The sequence below is a fragment of the Sporosarcina sp. E16_3 genome, assembly GCF_017347125.1.
Classification (GTDB): Bacteria; Bacillota; Bacilli; order Bacillales_A; family Planococcaceae; genus Sporosarcina.
Map to the genome: position 1 here is coordinate 501899 of NZ_JADPRX010000001.1, position 17893 is coordinate 519791.

Below are 17893 nucleotides of genomic sequence, written 5' to 3' on the forward strand. Positions count from 1 at the left end.
TTAAAAATGAAGCACTTTTTCTATACCTTCAACGACACGTGCCGGTGTTGGAAGATAATGTTCTTCTAATGTGAAGAATGGAACCGGTACGTCGAATCCTGTAACGCGTTCTATTGGAGCACGTAGATAAAGGAAAGAGGTATCATTGATAATCGAAACGATATCGTTGCCGAGCCCCCCGGTATGATGCGCTTCATGAATGATGACTGCCCTCGTTGTCTTTTGCACGGACTCAGCAATAATGTCACGATCGATTGGATACAATGTTCGCAGATCGATTATTTCACAACTAATCCCCTGTTTCTCAGCCTGTTCAGCTGCTTTCTCCGCGATTGAAATCATGGCTCCCCACGCAATAAGTGTGACATCCGTACCTTCCCGTACTTGTTTCCCTTTACCGATTTCCACCGTATATTTTCCAACGGGTACTTCTTCTCTTTTCGAACGATAGTTTTTCATAGGCTCCAAAACAAGTACAGGATCAGGATCTTCCATCGCCGCAATTAATAACCCTTTTGCATCATATGGAGTAGATGGACAGACAACCTTGATGCCAGGCATATGTGTGAATAAAATTTCTGTACTATCGGAATGGATTTCTGGCGCACGAATTCCTGCCCCATATGGTGCTCGAATGACCATAGGCACAGTAAAACGGGACATTGATCGCATTCGAATTCGTGAAACATGTGTCATAATCTGCTCGTACGCGGGATAGATAAAACCCAGGAATTGGATTTCCGCAACCGGACGAAAACCATTTACCGCAAGACCAATTGACGTGCCAATTATTCCTGCTTCAGAAAGCGGTGTATCGACTACCCGGTCATCCCCAAACTTCTCCTGAAGTCCTTCTGTCGCACGGAATACGCCTCCATTTTTACCGATATCTTCACCGAGTATGATGGTTCGATTATCCTCTTCTAGCATCAACCGCATGCCATCATTTATCGCTTGAATTAGCGTCATCAGTTTTGTCGTTTCATTTTTCCGATTCGGCTCTTTCAATTGGGTCATCATTCACAGCCTCCCTAAATGTGCAAGATACGCTTGTTTTTGTTCAACGAGTTGAGCCGGCATTTCAGCGTATACATGATCGAAAACGTCAGCTACATTTGGCGGCGGAAACTTTTCCATTTCTACTACTGCGGCCTCGACTTCACTAGTCGTATCTTCTCTTGTGGCTTGAATCCATTCATCATTCCAATAGCCGTAATTTTTCATAAACAATTCTAATCGGATAAGCGGGTCAACAAAATTCTTCCCTTGTTCTTCAGAACGGTATTTAGACGGATCATCAGCAGTCGTATGGGCACCTTTTCGCCATGTAACCGCTTCTATCAATGTCGGACCATTTCCAACCCGAGCATAGTCAAAGGCCTTTTTCGTTTCAAAGTAAACTGCAAAACAATCATTCCCATCGATCCGAAACCCTGGCATACCATAGGCAACTGATTTTTGTGCTATCGTTGCAGAATTCATCTGTTTTTCAATCGGAACCGAAATCGCGTAGCCATTATTTTGATTAAAAAAGACGACTGGCACTTTGAATACGCTGGCAAAATTTAATCCTTCATGGAAATCCCCTTCCGAGGTAGCGCCGTCCCCGAAATAGGCAATTGCTGCATTTTGTGTTCCTCTTCTCTTTTCAGCCCATGCGGCACCTACGGCATGGGGAAGTTGTGTCGCGATTGGAACGGCTGGTGGAAATATATTTTTATCCGCTGGGGCTACACACCCTTCTACTCTCCCATTCCAGTACAAAAACGTTGTGGCCATATTTTTACCGAACGTGATCGTCGCACCATGATCACGATACGTTGGGAAAACCCAGTCATCCGCGTTTAATGCAAGCGCGCTACCCACTTGAGCGGCTTCCTGTCCCTCAAATGGCGCATAAGTTCCTAGTCGACCCTGTCGTTGCAAATTTATGGCTTTTCTATCAAATGTACGAATTCGTAACATGTGATAGTACAAGTTTCTTACCAATTGCTCATCTATCTGCTTTTCAAAACTCATGTCAACAAGAAAGCCTTCATCATCTACTATTCTTTTTATAGGATAGTTATGTTCCACTTAACTTGCCTCCAATCAGGATTGATTGCGAAACGACCACTTTGGTTTTGCTGGCGCTGAGTAAAAGCTATTCCTTTTTCCTCGCTCAGCTATTCTCTTCTCGCACATTGCATTCGCCGATTCCTCTGTTGTTGTCCCACTACTTGCCGCATCTTTGTATACTTCCAATATTGCATCATATATATGTTTCGTTTTCACAAGTACCCGCTCATGGTTAATGCCATACAATTCATCTGCCACTTGAATAAGCCCGCCAGAATTGACGATATAGTCTGGTGCATATAATATCCCTTTATCTCGCAATAATTTACCGTGTTTGTCCTCTAATAACTGATTATTAGCCGAACCTACAATCGCTTTTACTTTAAACTGAGGTATTGTAGCGTCGTTAATAATTCCACCAAATGCGCACGGAACAAATAGATCCGCTTCCTGCGAATAAATAGCTTCATTTGCAACAATTTGTACGCTGCCCGTTGTTTTTGTTGCCACTTCTTCAATTGCCCGCAGACTCTCATCATTAATATCTGTTACGAAAATGCGGGCGCCTGCCTCAAGTAATCCGCTTGCAACTTTGAATCCAACTTTTCCAAGACCTTGAATGGCATAGATATGTTGGCCTAATTCGTTATTTCCATAGAGCATCTGATTGGTCGCTTTAATACCGTACAAAACACCTGCTGCTGTTGGAATTGATGAGTCGCCACCGCCTCCATATACTTCTGGAAGGCCATTAATGAAATTGGTTTCTTTCATCGCGTGAACGAAATCATCCATCGTCGTTCCCATATCCGTTCCCGTATAAAAACGGCCGCCCAGTGAATTCACAAATTGACCGAACGCGCGGAATAATTCCGGTGATTTATCTGTTTTTGGATCACCGATAATAACGGCTTTCCCGCCCCCGAAATCGACATCGGCAGCCGCACATTTATAGGTCATTCCTTTTGATAGGCGAAGAACATCTTCTAATGCTTCATCGATACTACTATAAGGTTGCATGCGGCATCCGCCGAGTGCTGGTCCAAGCGTTGTGTCATGGATTGCAATTATTGCACGCAGACCTGTGGAAGGATCATTACAAAAAACGACTTGTTCATGCTCACTCATTCGATCGAAGAGTTCAAATTCCTTTGTTATTGACGTTCTCTCAGCTAGCATCATTCGATTCTCCCCTTTAAGATTGGCTATCAAAATCTCTTTTCTAGGATGAAGCTTCATTCAACTTTTCCGCGATTTTTTCCTTTGGCAATATGACTTGCATCACTTCACCTTTTCCGATAAGCCCTAAATGATTTTCCGCGGTGACTTTTGTCACAACCCTATTATCACGAAGCTCAATTAAACTGGCTGTCAAGATTACTTTAGATCCAAGTGGAGATGCAGCAAGATGCTTTAGTTGAACTGATGCACCCATTCCCTCTTCATGATCTTCCAAAAATGGAAGAATAATTTTTCGTGAAACCCACTCCATATGATATGTCATTGCTACCGTTGAATAGACGGGGTGTATAACTTCCCCCTCAAACGACGCAAACATATCCTCTGTCACAATTATCTCGATTGTTTCTTCCCTGCCTATGTTTAACCCATGTTTCATCCGCTATCCCCTACTTAAGTTATAGTTAAAGCCATTCAATTCCCTTATTTATTTCGTGTTTTTCTTAATTCCCCAATCGTTTTATTCAGTTGATTTTCTGCTTCTTCCATCATGCTATCAAGTAGATCCTTCACAGTCGGGATGTTTTCAATTAATCCTGCAATTTGACCGCTGTTGATAAAACCATTTTCCATATCGCCGGCAATTGCACCCAAGACATGTTGTTGTTCTGACGTCAGTTCACCATATTGTTCCAGTGTCATTCCCGATTTTTCTAAGTCATTTAGCTTCATTGCATATGGCGTCTTTAATATCCGCCTTGGCCGACCTACACTGCGTCCAATTAGTAACGTTTCCGTATCACTTGCATTCACAAGATTCTGCTTGTACGTGTCATGAAATGGGGCTTCCTTTGTCGCTATTAAACGGGTCCCCATTTGTACACCACTCGCCCCTAACAGTAGCGCAGCTGCCAATCCTTTGCCGTCACCAATTCCCCCTGCAGCAATTACCGGTACGTTAACATTCTTCACTATTTGCGGGATTAGCGTAAATGTCGTCAGTTCTAGGTTAGAGTTGATACCCGCTGCCTCAAATCCTTCTGCCACGAGCATATCTGCCCCTGCCACTTCCGCTTTAAGTGCGTGTTTCACCGAGGCTACAAGCGCAATGACTGTCACTCCATGTTCATGTAGTGCGGGAATATAAGGCGCCGGATTTCCTGCTGATAGCGAAACGACTGAAATAGCATGTTTGAAGACAAGATTAATTAACTCTTTTGTATATGGTGAAACACTTATTGCGATGTTAATAGCGAAATTCTTTTTTGTCAGTTTTTTCGTTTCAATTATTATTTTTTCTACTTCATCCGGAGTCATTGTTCCGCATCCAATTGTGCCAAGCCCTCCCGCCTCTGAAACAGCTGCTGTCAGTTTTGCATTACTGATATTTCCCATTCCGCCTTGTATAATTGGAAGAGTGATTTGGAGCACTTTACAAACGTATATCATTTTTCTTCCACCCCTGTGCAATTATGTTATGCTAAGAAGAGTTAAAAGATAATTAAGATTAGTAAACTAATTTGAGGGGGGAATAGTTTTGTTAATCACATTTAAAGGGAAAAGTCCTGTTCTCGATCCGTCAGTTTTTGTCGCGCCGGGTGCTAAAATTATTGGAGACGTTCAAGTTGGGGCAGAATCTACTATTTGGTTTAATACGGTCCTACGGGGAGATGAAGGGCCTATTACGATTGGCAATAGATGCAGCATCCAGGATAATTCAACCATTCACTTATATGAAGATGCGCCCGTCGTTATAGAAGATGAAGTTACTGTTGGGCATAACGTCATCCTGCATGGCTGCAAAGTTGGAAAGCGATCGATTATTGGAATGGGTTCTACGATTCTTGACCATGCGGAAATTGGTGAAGAATGTATTATTGGCGCCAACACATTAATCCCACCAGGCAAGAAAATCCCCCCTCGATCATTGGTTGTCGGTTCACCGGGAAAAGTAGTAAGAGAATTGAACGACAAAGACTTTGAAATCATTCAATTGTCGATTGATTCATATGTTCAAAAAGGCTATGACTATCGGAAGATTTTTAAAATGGAGGAAAATAACACGTCTGTTGATTAACCATTTACTTGCATAAAGCGCTGGTGAGTAGGGCTTAATATCCTTCATTTTTACTGGACTATTTCCGGCCCGCTTTCGGCTAACTATTCATGACAGATTTACTGAGGGGTCCTAGTACGGCTAGAAGTGACTCCGCCACTTCTAGCCACACTTTTTTTCAGTAATCCTGTTGTGAATAGTTGCCTATCGCGTTCCTACACTATTCAAGTGAAAAATGAAGTTGTTTTGGAAGAAAAGAGTAGATGACTTTCTATAGAGATTGTAAGTGCCCGAAGATGCAATTTCGGGCACTCTTGCACGTTGAACAATGTGTTCCTTGATTACTTTTAGCTAAGATTATGCATGTAATCATGTGATACCTTATAGAAAGTGAAACTTCTTTACTAGTAAAAAAAGAGTGAATCCTAGAGAATGTTTCAGCCGCCAAAAAGCTTCAGAACTACGTGTACTTATGAATTTGGAGCGCGACGGATGAAGGATCACCATACGATTACCGAAAAAAATGTGTAGGGATGCGACAAAGTCGCATCCCTACACATCCAGACATCTCGGTAAAGGTATAATAGTAGTTCAATCCAAATGCAACTATGCACGTAGCACCCATTAGGTGATCATGCTAGTCACTGGTTACTTCTGGTTAATCAACAGACGTGAACAATTAGCTATGTTTTTAAAAGTTTTTAATGTCATCTATTACACTTTTTAAAACCTCGATTGATTCGACTGTGTTATTTTCGTATTCCAAGCTATGATCGACGTTGGGAATGAGTCTCGCAACGATTTTTGGGTTGTTTGCCAATTGATTAACTCTTTCCTCGATGTAACAATGGTCATTATCTCCGATGAAACATAAACCCCTATTAGTACTGCTAACCATTGCATCGAAAACATCATCCCTTTGAATCAATGGCGTTAACCATACGGCTTTAGCTTCTTTAAAGATATCCCTACTTAACTCTGAACTCATAGCGATTGTCCCAAGCGATTTGCCTATTATATAAAAGTTTTCATAAGAAGTATCCTTTAGAATAATATCAAGCACCGTTCTCACATCGTACTTAATTGCTTCGCTAATTTCTTCCATATTAAATTTGGCATAGACTTCATCATTGTATTGATAATTAACTTGCAATACATCAAAGCCCTTATTTAAGAATAGATCATTTGAGTAATGAAAGAGAGGACTCCGAACGGTATATCCTGCACCCGGAAGAAAGATGGATAAATTTTTCGAGTTTTCTTCAACGCTCAATAAAGTATAGGGAATATTCATTTCTTTATATCCCTTAACACTTTCTGTATTTGTTTTCAACATTGGTATCGCCCCCGTTTCTTATCTATCCAACATCTCCAATAAATCCTCATATTGTTGATTTTAGTCCAAATAGATAGGCAACCCCATCTTAACTAACCTAAATCACCCTTTAGGTGAAGATTATATTATGTAAGAATAGATTTAATACTTAATAACCCCTTATCAACTGACGTCTCTATATAACCAATTATTTGATTAAATGCAAATACATTTAATCTTTCATTTATGACTTTCTTATCGTACTCCATATCTCCTAATACATAAGGTATGAATTCTTCTACATCTTTAGACTTAACCTCTTGTAAATCAAAAGTAATTGGAATATAACTAAGCGTTTTTCTCAATTCATCTTTAAAATCGTAGTATTCCAATACTTTTCCATTTAGTAATCGGAAATCATTATGGTACAAATTTAATATTTCTTTATCAACTTCCATTCTGTTTTTCAACCAAGGTAAATAAAAACCTTTTAGCCATATATCATCAGCAATTAAATGTGTGAAATACCCCAATACATAATGATTTTCTGCTTGCGAATTATATTTATTTAGAAATCCTTTATAGTCAATGCTTCTAGAATAGTCTTGTACTTCACCTATAAAGAAATGTGATAAGTCTTTAGGTGAAACCGCATCTGGAGCAATTCCACCAAGTAAAAATGCTGTTTTATCTTCAATCGACAGACGTTCTGCTATTTTATAAGCGATAACTAAGTGCATTATTCTTGAACCCATTATTTCCTCCACCCTTCAATGATTTCTATAATTAATAAGGTCTAGGTTATTGTTAAATTCTGATAATATGAGTTTAACATAGATTTAATCTATTAAGAACGGGCAACTTTCAACAAACATTTTACTAACTGTTTCGGAATGCCAATAGCTTTCCGAAAGGCACCCTATATAAATTGAAGGATTAAATACGGCATATGGACTGAGCGTAGGCGCCTTACATGGGGTAGCCGGAGCCATATGACTGGCAGCGAACCGAACAACGAAGAGTTCGGTTTGTATAATTTTTGCGTCCTTTGCAGAAATTATACAATAAATGAAAAGGAGTCATTCTATAATAGGGTGTAGAATTAATACCACATTTGCTTATGGTGGGAGACATCCCCGAAGCGGTGTTGAATGGAATCATTATATAAGTCAAAAATAAAAGCATCGCTAAATGCGATGCTAATTGGTGCTTTAAAAGGTTACTGCCTAGGAAACCATTTGGTAGGTTTATTAACCCCATTATCCCCTAAACGGAACTCGTTAATTTTATTTTTTTTATTAATCAATAATAAACGGATGGTCATCCGCGTCATACGATTTGTCTTTCTTTCGCATGTCATTGTCTTCTTGGAACACCTCTTCGAAAAAACGACTTGCTGATTGAGCGAGCAATTTATAATAGTGCTCAAATAACAAAGCAGCATGATTGCCATTCCATACTTCCGGCAACAGCTCTTTTGGAAGGCCTGGATCTGTAAAGAGAAACTTCCGGTATTCGTGCACAAGGTTGGTTCGCTCCACAAAACACTCCGCATCTGACATTTCATTTCGGTTCACTATGCTTTGATGGACAATGTATTTTTTGCTGTACGTCGCAATGAATTCTTGATATTTCCCTTCAATTTCTTCAAGCGGCCAACTTTTTTCTACGAGTATCTTGTCCGCTTGCGGTCCTTTATAGTTGGACACAAAGAAATCGACGTATTCTTGAATCGCATACTTTTCAATTAGCAGATTCACCTCTTTTTCGAGATTATTTGGCGAAATCCAACACCCATTTGAAAAACTTCCGAATCCGCTCCATGATAACTCTTTACGAAGTTCATCACGAATTTGTCTTTTCTCTTCCGGAATTGTATACATAAGCATCCGCCATTTTCCATCCCAGTTAGTTGGATTCAATTTAAAAATACGAATTGCCGCTTCTTCCATCCGTGCTTCTCCACGCGCTGTCAAGAAATAATAGCTTTTATTCCCTCGTTTTTTGGATTGAAGCCATCCTTGCTTCATCATTCTTGAGACGGCTACTCGAACCGATTGCTCATTGTGACCAAATTCTTTCAATAACCGTATCAGGCTTCCAATCCATACTTTGTTGCCGTAATGGCGGATGTAATCACCGTAGATTGTAAAAATCATTGATTGTGTATTTGCCATGATACTCACTCTTTCCTTTTATCGTTCCTTATCGACATATCACGTTTCGACAGTTTCTATATTATTCCGTTACATTCTCAATAATCGCCGCAATTCCCTGGCCTACCCCAATACACATCGTTGCGAGTCCATATTGAACATCTTGTTTTTTCATTTCATAGAGAAGTGTTGTTAAAATTCGGGCACCGCTCGCGCCTAGTGGGTGTCCAAATGCGATTGCTCCACCATTGACGTTTACTTTTTTAGCGTCTACTCCTAACTGTCGAATACACTCCAGCGCTTGGGAAGCAAAGGCTTCATTTAATTCGACGAGCCCTATATCATCCATCGTCAGCCCCGCACGTACTAGCGCTTTTTTTGAAGCATTAATCGGACCAAGCCCCATAATGGCTGGTTCAAGTCCCGCGATTGCGCCCGCAACATATTTTGCTAATGGTTTAAGGTTTAGTTCCTTCGCTTTTTCAGCACTCATAAGAAGCAATGCACACGCACCATCATTGACACCTGATGCGTTGCCTGCTGTAACCGTTCCGCCTTCAACTAATGGCTTTAGTTGTGCCAGTTTCTCAAGCGTACTATCCGGCCGCGGATGTTCATCTTGATCTACAGTGATTTCATTGCCTTTTCGGTCCTTATAGACAACTGGTACAATTTCTTCTGCAAAACGATTTTCTTCTATCGCAACCTTTGCACGTTGCTGACTTTCATACGCAAACAAGTCCTGATTTTCTCGCGTTATCGTATAGCGCTGCGCAACGTTTTCAGCGGTACGCGGCATCGAATCCGCTCCGTATATTTCTTTCAGTTTTTCATTTGTAAAGCGCCAGCCAATTGTTGTATCTTGCAGCTCCATATTACCGCGTGGATTTGCCTTATCCGGCTTTGCCATAACAAGCGGGGCACGCGTCATACTTTCTGTTCCGCCTGCAATGTAAATATCACCATCCCCAACTGCGATTGCTCGTGCAGCGTAAATGACAGCGTCAAGCCCTGAACCACAAAGACGGTTGATCGTCGTGCCCCCCACTTCGACCGGAAGTCCCGCCAACAATCCTGCCATACGTGCAACGTTGCGGTTATCCTCTCCTGCCTGATTAGCGTTTCCGAGAACGACTTCTTCAATCTGCTCCGCGGGAAGAGTAGGATTTCGATCAATTAGTGCCTTAATAACAACGGCTCCTAAATCATCCGGACGTACGTCTTTTAAAACGCCATTGTATCTGCCAATAGGTGTACGAACAGCGTCTACTATGACTACTTCTTTCATTTCGGAACCAACTCTTCTCCAACTGTATAATCGTAGACACCCCTGCCGCTTTTTCGTCCAAGACGACCCGCTTTGACGTATTGTTCCAAGAGAGGCGCTGGTCGGTACTTCTCTCCAAGCTTTTCATGTAAATAGTTCAAATTGTTCAAACGTGTGTCAAGACCCACTAAATCCACGAGCTCGAATGGACCCATGGGGTAATGTAAGCCGAGCTTAATCGCTTTATCAATTTCTTCCGGTGTTCCAAGTCCTTCTTGCAGCATAATAAATGCTTCGTTACCGACAAGCGCACTAATCCGGCTCGTAACAAACCCAGGAAATTCATTAATAACAACCGTTTCTTTACCCATTTTCACAGCTACTTGTTTAATCATTTCAACCGTTTCATCACTCGTTTCCAAGCCCCGGACAATTTCAACAAGTGGCATTTTATGTACAGGATTGAAAAAGTGCATGGCGATTGTTTTTTCTGGACGTTTACCAAATGATGCAATTTCTGTCGGGCTCATCGTCGATGTATTTGTTGCAAAATAACAATGTGCTGGTGCATACCCTTCCATCATTTCAAACACTTGCTTCTTAATCGCTGTTATTTCTGGAACGGCTTCAATGATTAAATCCGCGGTCTTTGCTGCTTTAGCTAAGTCACATTCATAACTTAAATTACTATGCGCTTGTTCAGCCTGATCTGCCGAAATCTTACCGCGTGCAAGACCTTTTCCAAAGATGCTATTAATAGCTTGTTTTGCATTGTCCAATGCGGATTCATTATTATCGACAATTGTTACTGTATAGCCGCCAATCGCTCCGACGTAGGCTATTCCTCTGCCCATCACACCGGAACCGACAACTACTATTCGATTAATCATCAGTATTCCTCCTTTTTATGATGAAAGAATACGGACAGGAAATCATACATCCCTGTCCGTCGTTTTTTTCTATATATTCGGCACTACTTATTTAGAATTAACTAAGTGATATAACTCGCCAGTATAACGAACAAATCCAGCGAAGGAGCGACAAGTGTGAGCCGAAGCAATAAGACTGACAGTGTTCTTCTGGCAGGCTTATTGCGTAAGGCCATCACCAAGCGACAAAGCGGTGTTGGAAGAACGTTCTATTTGTTATGTGCCGACTATCTATTATGTTCATAGTCCAAATGGATTAACTGGACGACTGCCAAAGTACGACATGATGCTTTTCGTTTCAGTGTAAAGATCAAGCGATCCGATTGATAGCTCACGGCCAAATCCGGATTGTTTATAGCCACCGAATGGTGTACCTGGGAACGCCGAGAATGGCGTGTTGATCATAACGATTCCCGCTTGAATCTGGTTCGCAACACGTGTTGTAGTGGCAGTATTTGTTGACCAAATAGAAGAAGCTAAACCAAAATCCGAGTCATTCGCTAATGCAATTGCCTCTTTTTCATTTTTAAACTTCGATACGACGACAACTGGTCCAAAGATTTCTTCACGAACGACTTTCATGTCTTGTGTGACGTTTCCAATTATCGTCGGCGCATACCAAAATCCATTTTCAAAGCCTTCTGGTTTCAATTCTTTACCACCAGTAAGGATTTCAGCTCCCTCATCAATTGCGGATTGAACATACATTTTCACTGTGTCCAACTGGATTTGATCAATAACTGCGCCCATATGTGTTCCTTTATCAAATGGGTCTCCAATTGCCAGTTTTTCAGTTTTAGCAATAAATTTCTCAATGAACTCATCGTACACATTTTCATGAATATAGATACGTGTTCGTGCATCACAAGATTGACCTGTGTTATTGAATGCACCGTAGAGCGAACCATCAACGGCTGCATCAATATCTGCATCTTCAAAAACAAGGCTTGGAGATTTCCCACCAAGTTCTAGTGTTACGCGTTTAACTGTTCCTGCCGCTCTTGCCATAATTTCTTTTCCAATTGGTGTAGAACCTGTGAATGCAACTTTATTCACTAGATCATGTTCTACCAAGTAGTTACCTATTTCAGAACCAGATCCTGGCAATATGTTAACGACACCTGCTGGAACGCCTGCTTCATAACAAATTTCTCCCAGAATAATAGCTGTTAGTGGCGTTAGTGATGCTGGCTTAATAACGACCGAGCAACCTGCTGCAATAGCCGGTGCAATCTTCCAAGCTGCCATCATAAGTGGATAGTTCCACGGAATAATTTGCGCACATACACCAAGTGGTTCTTTTTCTGTGTAGTTATGGAACTGACCAGGTACGTTGTTTACAGATCCACCGTGTCCAACGATAGCGCCCGCGTAAAATTCAAAGTCTTCAATCGCTTGTGAAATCTGCCCTTTAGCAGCTGCAAGTGATTTACCCGTATTCAAAACTTCAAGTTCTACAAGCTCATTAAAGCGTGAGCCCATAATTGCTGCAATTTTGTTTAGTACACGTGCACGACGTCCTGCAGGAGTTATTTTCCATTTCCCATTATCAAATGAATCTCTGGCAGCTTGAACAGCTTTTTCAGCGTCTTCTTTCGTCGCTTTTGCTACTTCAGCAAGTAGCTCACCTGTAGCTGGATTGTAAATTTTTGTTCGTTCGCCACTGCTACTTTCAACTTGTTCACCGTTGATAAAAAGTTTGTAAAAATCACGCTTCATCGTTTCTAGTTCGATTTCATTTTCATGGGTTTTTGTCATATGTTTTACTTCCCCCTATTGGCCTGTAAATACAGGTTTTCTTTTTTGCATAAATGCGTTGACGCCTTCACGATGATCTTTTGTTAAACCAGCTGTTCGCTGTCCTTGGGCTTCTAGTTCAAGATAGTCTTCAAAAGAAAGTTCCGATGTCGCCTTCAATGAGCGTTTGATGAGTCCGATTGCTTTTGTTGGTAAAGCGCCAAGTCGTGCTGCAAATGCAGATACGTCAGCATCCCATGTTTCTGATGGTATCAATCGATTTGCAAGGCCAATTGCCACCGCCACTGTAGCCGGCACTTTTTCACCTAAAATAGCTAATTCCGCAGCTTTAGATTGTCCGACTAACTGTGTTAAATAATATAGATTACCCGAATCTGGAATAAGCCCGACATGGATGAATGCGTTCAAAAAGCTAGCACGCTCTGACATTAGTCTGAAGTCACAAGCGAGCGCAAGACTAAATCCTGCTCCAGCGGCAACCCCATTTACTGCTGCGACAATCGGTTTTTCACATTGTCTAATTTGCTTAATCATCGGCCCATAATGATCTCTTAACACTTGGCCATGATCCATATTTTCATCGACTTCTGATAAATCTTGTCCGGAACAAAATGCCCGTCCCTCACCTGTAATGACAATACAGCGCACTTGTTCATCGTAAGAGGCTGCTTTGATTGCCTCTTTTACTTCGCGATTCATTTGCGCGATAAAGGCATTCAGTTTGTCGGGTCTATTTAAAATAAGCCATGCAATTCCATCTTTGACATCGTAACGAATCGTCTCAAACATGTAGCACACTCCTTACTTTCCCGTATAATTCGGTTTTCTTTTTTCAACAAATGCCTTCATACCTTCTTTTTGATCCTGTGAAGCGAAAAGAAGATAGAAATTCTTCCGTTCATATTGCATTCCTTCATACAGAGGGTAGTCCACTGCTTTATTAACCGAATCTTTAATAAGGCGCAGTGAGAGTGGGGGTTGTGTGGCTAGCCGATTTGCGAATTTCATCGTTTCATCCATTAAGAGTTCGGGAACAACGATTTTGTTAATGACCCCATGTTTGAGAGCCGTTTCCGCGGAAATGCGCTCACCTGTCCATAGCCATTCGAGCGCTTTCGTGCGGCCGACAAGTTTCGTTAATCGCTGCGTTCCTCCCGCTCCTGGCATGACGCCAAGGCTAGCTTCGGGGAATGAAAACTCTGTACCACTTGCGGCAATTAAAATGTCACAGCACAGCGCGAGCTCGAATCCCCCTCCTAAAACGAAGCCTTTTACTGCACCGATAATTGGCTTTTTAATAAGTGAAAAACGGTCCCAATCGGCAAATTGGTTCAACAGTTCAAGGCTGATAGAATCATCACCCATCATTTCATCAATATCAGCACCTGCTGAAAATGAACGGCCTTTTCCAGTGAGTACGATTGCGCGAACATCCTCTTCACGGTCAAATGTTTCCATAGCCGTAATAATTTCACTAACCATTTTTCGATTCAATGAATTTAACTGACGTGGCCGATTTAGTTCAATCACCGCGGTGTTTCCCGTTAATGTGGTTTCAATGAATTCAAAGCCGTTCATTAGGCATCCTCACCAATCATTAATGTGACAAGATCACCCGCGAACCCCATCAAGTCCTTGCCCGATGCCTTTCCTTCGGCTGAGCGTAACCCCGCCTGCAACGCTTCTAAATTGTCATATTTCATTTCACATGTGAGATAGTATTTCCCCTCTCCTCCCATTGGTGATCCCGTAACTTTTGTCACTTTCATTTCACGGAGACCAGGGATCTTTGCTGTTAGCGGTGAATGTACATTGAAATAATGATCATCAAAAGCCTCTTTGTTTTCAGGGTGTTTGTACAATGCGATTAGTTTAGCCATTTTTTCTTCTCCTCCATTTACATTAGTGTCGAAACTGGTTTCATTGCCTCAAATACGTTTTTACAGCTCTTGCAATACAAAATACTTCTGCAAGCCGTCGGTCCAAAAATGTTTTCCATTGATACATAGCTGGATCCGCAATATGCACAATTCACATGCCACGAGCCGTCTTCCTCCAAATAGCGAGGCGGTGGAGCTATCCCAAACTTTTTTAGATTCACATGACCTTGTTCCGTTATACGGTCTGATGTCCACGGCGGATGAAAGACGAATTCTACTTCAACGGACCCGACTTCAGGTAATTTTTTCACGGCATTTACAGTATTCGTTTTAATGAATTCAAGTGCTGGACATCCTAAAAAAGTCGGAAGCAAAGTGATCTTAACTTTATTTCCTTCGATTAAGACCTCGCCTACCATACCAAGGTCAATAATGCTCACTGAGTCAATTTCCGGATCGTTTACATTCATAAGGACTTCAAAAATGCGCTCAATTGAAACATCAATAGAAGCAGTCATATTATTCACCTCTTTACTATTTCTTTTTACCAGACGGCAACCGGGTCAAGTTTGTAAACTTCTGAAAGCGTAAGGAGCGCTTCATCCAAGTCTTTTGTATGCTCGCCGTTTCGTCCGTTCATCACGGGATGATCTGGAATCGCCGGTACCTCCATTTGAAGGGCTTCGAACACTGGGCCGATGCTAGCTTGCCATCGTTTCTTCATTTCTTCCTCACTATCTAGTAAGTTATTGCTTTCAATCTTCTGTTTTAGATTACCAAAAGAAAATACATCCCCAAAGTCATTCATAACGAGCGTTATTGCATCATTCATTTTCTTTTTTGCTACATCCGTAGAATTCATTAATTGTTTAAACCACGTTTCCCAGTGCAACTTATGATAATAAAGTTCCATTTTCACTTTTATCGCCACTTCAGCAATAGGCCTATACGAGCTTTCACATAGGGAATCCATTTTCACCCTTTTCGCTTGTATATAAAAATAACTTCTTACAACTTGATAGGCCCAGTCATAATTGGGGGTTTCCATATAATAGCCTTCACCATTCACCCGCTCAGTTAAAATGCTATTGCTTCTGTCCTGTGCCGAGCGTAAATGAGCCAAATCATCTGCTTTTCCGGCTCCAAGATCCTCAAGTAATTGGTAGAACATTGCGGCATGTCCCATGCTGTCTTGGCTAATCGAGGAGGATGCGACGTCTTCTTCAATATGGGGAGCGAGTCCGAGCCATTCAGATCCGCGGAATGCGTACAGAAAATCATCATCCGCTAACTGGAATAGCAAACTAGTGATTGCTTCTTTATATTCCGCACTCATACTATTGTCTGTCATGCTCATTTCCGTTCACCTCCCCATGACAATATCTCTTTTTCATCGAGTACTTGTTGTTCGTATTGACGCCACTTTTTCTTTAAATAACCATAGCCTTTTGTGGTCCTATACTCTTTATTGTCTAGCCTGCCGAGCGTCATTTTCTCCTCGGCATCCATTTTCCTAACATTTTTTCGATTTACGATCCAAATATCTGCAACAGGCTCTCGTCGCATGAAATTTTCCTGTGCTAAAACCAGTGCCATATCTTCATTTGGAGCCAGTAAACTGAATTGGTGTTGGAATGTTGAACTCGGTGTCCGCTTGCTAAAAACTTCATATTCTTGATAAAATGTTTTTTCTCCAGTCATTTTACTGACCCCTTCCATTAATTAACGACTGCACTTAATGCATCACGTACCCATGCATTATTTTCATAAGAAGTGCGGCGCAAGTTCAGACGCTCCTGAGAACGAGGCCCTTCATTTTTAATGATTTTCTTGAATTCATTCCAATCCGGCTGTTTGTATGTCCATATTTTGCTGTCAGCATCGAATTTTATGGTCGAATCTGGGATTGTTAAACCAAGAGATAAAATACGCGGGATATATTTATCAAAAAAGATTTGCCTAAACTCTTCGTTTGTTTTCGTCCGTATTTTATATTTAATAGTCAAATCTTGTTTCGAAGAACCTGTTGTTTCTTTACTCGCTGGTCCAAAGAACATTAACAGTGATTCCCACCAATAATTGATGGATTCCTGAATCATTGCTTTCTGATTATTTGTTCCTTCCGCAAGTGCCATAATAATGGATTCACCATGCTGTGCATGGAACACTTCTTCCGCGCAAATACGCTGCAATGCCCTTCCGTAAGGACCATAAGAAGCCCCAAGCATATTGGTTTGTGTAATAATTGCTGCGCCATCAACGAGCCAACCAATAATTCCCGCATCTGCCCAAGTAGTTGTTTTCATGTGAAATACATTATGAAATTTCAAATCTCCATTGAATAAGTCTTGCATTAAATCCCCGCGATTTTTTCCATATGGCTTGAGTAAATCTTCGGTTACTCGGAGAAGCAGTTGACCGTGACCCATTTCATCTTGCACCTTGGCCATAATGCCTAACTTCCGAGAAAGCGACGGAGCTTTTGGTACCCATTCCTTCTCAGGGAGAGCCCCCATTATTTCGCTTATTCCATGCATGGAAATCAATTTAATCAATGTTAGTCTGTATTCTTCAGGCATCCAATCATCGGCTTCAATTTTGTCACCTGTTACAATCCGATGCATAAAGTGAGCTAACTTTTCTTCTTCCGAATTGTGCAAACTCGTCATCTCATACCCCTCCCCAATTTAAGGTATGTGTTCTCGGCATGACATATAACACTTATATAGCGTTAATGAAAATTAACGTTATATTTATGGATGATACAAGTCTAGATTTGCATTTGTACATTTCCGGACCGCTTTGGACGAAATAATCAAAACACCCTTACCGCGGGTTAAAGGTGGCTGGAAATGACTCCGTCATTCCCAGCCACCTCTTTTGGGGAGGAATTGCAGTTCATTCCTCCTTGGTCATCCTGTTGCGACTATCTGTCCGCCGCATACCTACAATGGTCAAGTAAAAAATACAGCTAATTTGGAAGCTGAAAAAATAACTACCTTTCTAGAAAGGTTGCAAGTGCCCGAAGATGAAATTTCGGGCACTTCACCGCTTTAAATAAAGTCTTCTTTGATTAATTTAGCAAAGATTATAAAAATAACAGTGTAACGCTATATAGAAAGTGACACTTCCTTAAATTCGAAAAGGAAATGCTATAAAGAAAGGGTAAGCACTGGACATCTCCCGCTGTAACTAGTTACGGCTTTGCATTTATTGTATAATTTCTGCAAAGAACGCAGAAATTATACAAACCGAACCCTTCGCTGTCCGGTTGGCTGCTCCTTTATGGATAGGT

At 41.3% G+C, this 17893-nt stretch carries 19 protein-coding genes; 1 reads left to right on the plus strand and 18 read right to left on the minus strand.

Annotated features, from left to right (window positions below):
• Genes I2483_RS02495 through I2483_RS02515 form a run of 5 tightly spaced genes read right to left on the minus strand, consistent with a single transcriptional unit; the run spans position 1 to position 4686 of the window.
• Positions 1-1020, minus strand: coding sequence for an alpha-ketoacid dehydrogenase subunit beta (locus I2483_RS02495; protein ID WP_207173637.1), 1020 nt, complete (start codon positions 1018-1020; stop codon positions 1-3).
• Entirely contained in the window at positions 1021-2076 is a 1056-nt protein-coding gene (pdhA, locus tag I2483_RS02500; protein ID WP_207173638.1) for a pyruvate dehydrogenase (acetyl-transferring) E1 component subunit alpha, read from the minus strand.
• Positions 2077-2091: 15 nt separating this feature from the next.
• The gene (locus I2483_RS02505) at positions 2092-3240 is read right to left on the minus strand and encodes a Leu/Phe/Val dehydrogenase (protein ID WP_207173639.1); all 1149 of its coding nucleotides are present in this window, start codon (positions 3238-3240) and stop codon (positions 2092-2094) included.
• Between the two features lie 40 nt (positions 3241-3280).
• The gene (locus tag I2483_RS02510) at positions 3281-3676 is read right to left on the minus strand and encodes a thioesterase family protein (protein WP_207173641.1); all 396 of its coding nucleotides are present in this window, start codon (positions 3674-3676) and stop codon (positions 3281-3283) included.
• A 44-nt stretch (positions 3677-3720) separates the two neighbouring features.
• The gene (locus tag I2483_RS02515) at positions 3721-4686 is read right to left on the minus strand and encodes an NAD(P)H-dependent flavin oxidoreductase (protein ID WP_207173643.1); all 966 of its coding nucleotides are present in this window, start codon (positions 4684-4686) and stop codon (positions 3721-3723) included.
• A gap of 88 nt (positions 4687-4774) precedes the next feature.
• On the opposite strand from I2483_RS02515, the gene I2483_RS02520 reads away from it, so the two are divergent.
• Positions 4775-5314: a gamma carbonic anhydrase family protein gene (locus I2483_RS02520; RefSeq protein WP_207173644.1), complete on the plus strand. Its 540-nt coding sequence runs from the start codon at positions 4775-4777 to the stop codon at positions 5312-5314.
• Positions 5315-5984: 670 nt separating this feature from the next.
• On the opposite strand, the gene I2483_RS02525 is transcribed toward I2483_RS02520, so the two are convergent.
• From I2483_RS02525 to paaA, 13 genes are all read right to left on the minus strand, one after another.
• Positions 5985-6629: an alpha/beta family hydrolase gene (locus tag I2483_RS02525; RefSeq protein WP_207173646.1), complete on the minus strand. Its 645-nt coding sequence runs from the start codon at positions 6627-6629 to the stop codon at positions 5985-5987.
• A 125-nt stretch (positions 6630-6754) separates the two neighbouring features.
• Complete coding sequence (locus tag I2483_RS02530) at positions 6755-7363, minus strand: zinc dependent phospholipase C family protein (protein ID WP_207173647.1); 609 nt, start codon at positions 7361-7363, stop codon at positions 6755-6757.
• A gap of 543 nt (positions 7364-7906) precedes the next feature.
• Positions 7907-8785: a phenylacetic acid degradation operon negative regulatory protein PaaX gene (gene paaX, locus I2483_RS02535; protein WP_207173650.1), complete on the minus strand. Its 879-nt coding sequence runs from the start codon at positions 8783-8785 to the stop codon at positions 7907-7909.
• Positions 8786-8846: 61 nt separating this feature from the next.
• A complete protein-coding gene (locus I2483_RS02540) occupies positions 8847-10052 on the minus strand; it encodes an acetyl-CoA C-acyltransferase (protein WP_207173651.1) in 1206 nt (401 codons plus the stop codon).
• Positions 10049-10921: a 3-hydroxyacyl-CoA dehydrogenase gene (locus tag I2483_RS02545; RefSeq protein WP_207173656.1), complete on the minus strand. Its 873-nt coding sequence runs from the start codon at positions 10919-10921 to the stop codon at positions 10049-10051. The genes I2483_RS02540 and I2483_RS02545 overlap by 4 nt, the downstream gene beginning before the upstream one ends.
• Positions 10922-11200: 279 nt before the next feature.
• Positions 11201-12718 (minus strand): aldehyde dehydrogenase family protein, encoded by a 1518-nt coding sequence (locus tag I2483_RS02550; protein ID WP_207173658.1) that lies wholly within the window; start codon positions 12716-12718, stop codon positions 11201-11203.
• A 15-nt stretch (positions 12719-12733) separates the two neighbouring features.
• Positions 12734-13507 carry an enoyl-CoA hydratase-related protein gene (locus I2483_RS02555; RefSeq protein WP_207173659.1) on the minus strand — a complete coding sequence of 258 codons (774 nt, stop codon included), beginning with the start codon at positions 13505-13507 and terminating at the stop codon, positions 12734-12736.
• 12 nt (positions 13508-13519) lie between these two features.
• Positions 13520-14296 (minus strand): enoyl-CoA hydratase/isomerase family protein, encoded by a 777-nt coding sequence (locus I2483_RS02560; protein WP_207173661.1) that lies wholly within the window; start codon positions 14294-14296, stop codon positions 13520-13522.
• A complete protein-coding gene (locus I2483_RS02565; protein WP_207173663.1) occupies positions 14296-14598 on the minus strand; it encodes an EthD family reductase in 303 nt (100 codons plus the stop codon). Before I2483_RS02565 ends, I2483_RS02560 begins: the two co-directional genes overlap by 1 nt.
• Positions 14599-14615: 17 nt before the next feature.
• Positions 14616-15116, minus strand: coding sequence for a 1,2-phenylacetyl-CoA epoxidase subunit PaaD (gene paaD / locus I2483_RS02570; protein ID WP_207173668.1), 501 nt, complete (start codon positions 15114-15116; stop codon positions 14616-14618).
• Between the two features lie 26 nt (positions 15117-15142).
• Positions 15143-15955 (minus strand): 1,2-phenylacetyl-CoA epoxidase subunit PaaC, encoded by an 813-nt coding sequence (paaC, locus tag I2483_RS02575; RefSeq protein WP_207173672.1) that lies wholly within the window; start codon positions 15953-15955, stop codon positions 15143-15145.
• Complete coding sequence (gene paaB / locus I2483_RS02580) at positions 15952-16299, minus strand: 1,2-phenylacetyl-CoA epoxidase subunit PaaB (protein WP_207173674.1); 348 nt, start codon at positions 16297-16299, stop codon at positions 15952-15954. The genes paaC and paaB overlap by 4 nt, the downstream gene beginning before the upstream one ends.
• Before the next feature lie 17 nt (positions 16300-16316).
• Positions 16317-17267, minus strand: coding sequence for a 1,2-phenylacetyl-CoA epoxidase subunit PaaA (paaA, locus tag I2483_RS02585; protein WP_207173677.1), 951 nt, complete (start codon positions 17265-17267; stop codon positions 16317-16319).
• Positions 17268-17893: the final 626 nt, after the last annotated feature.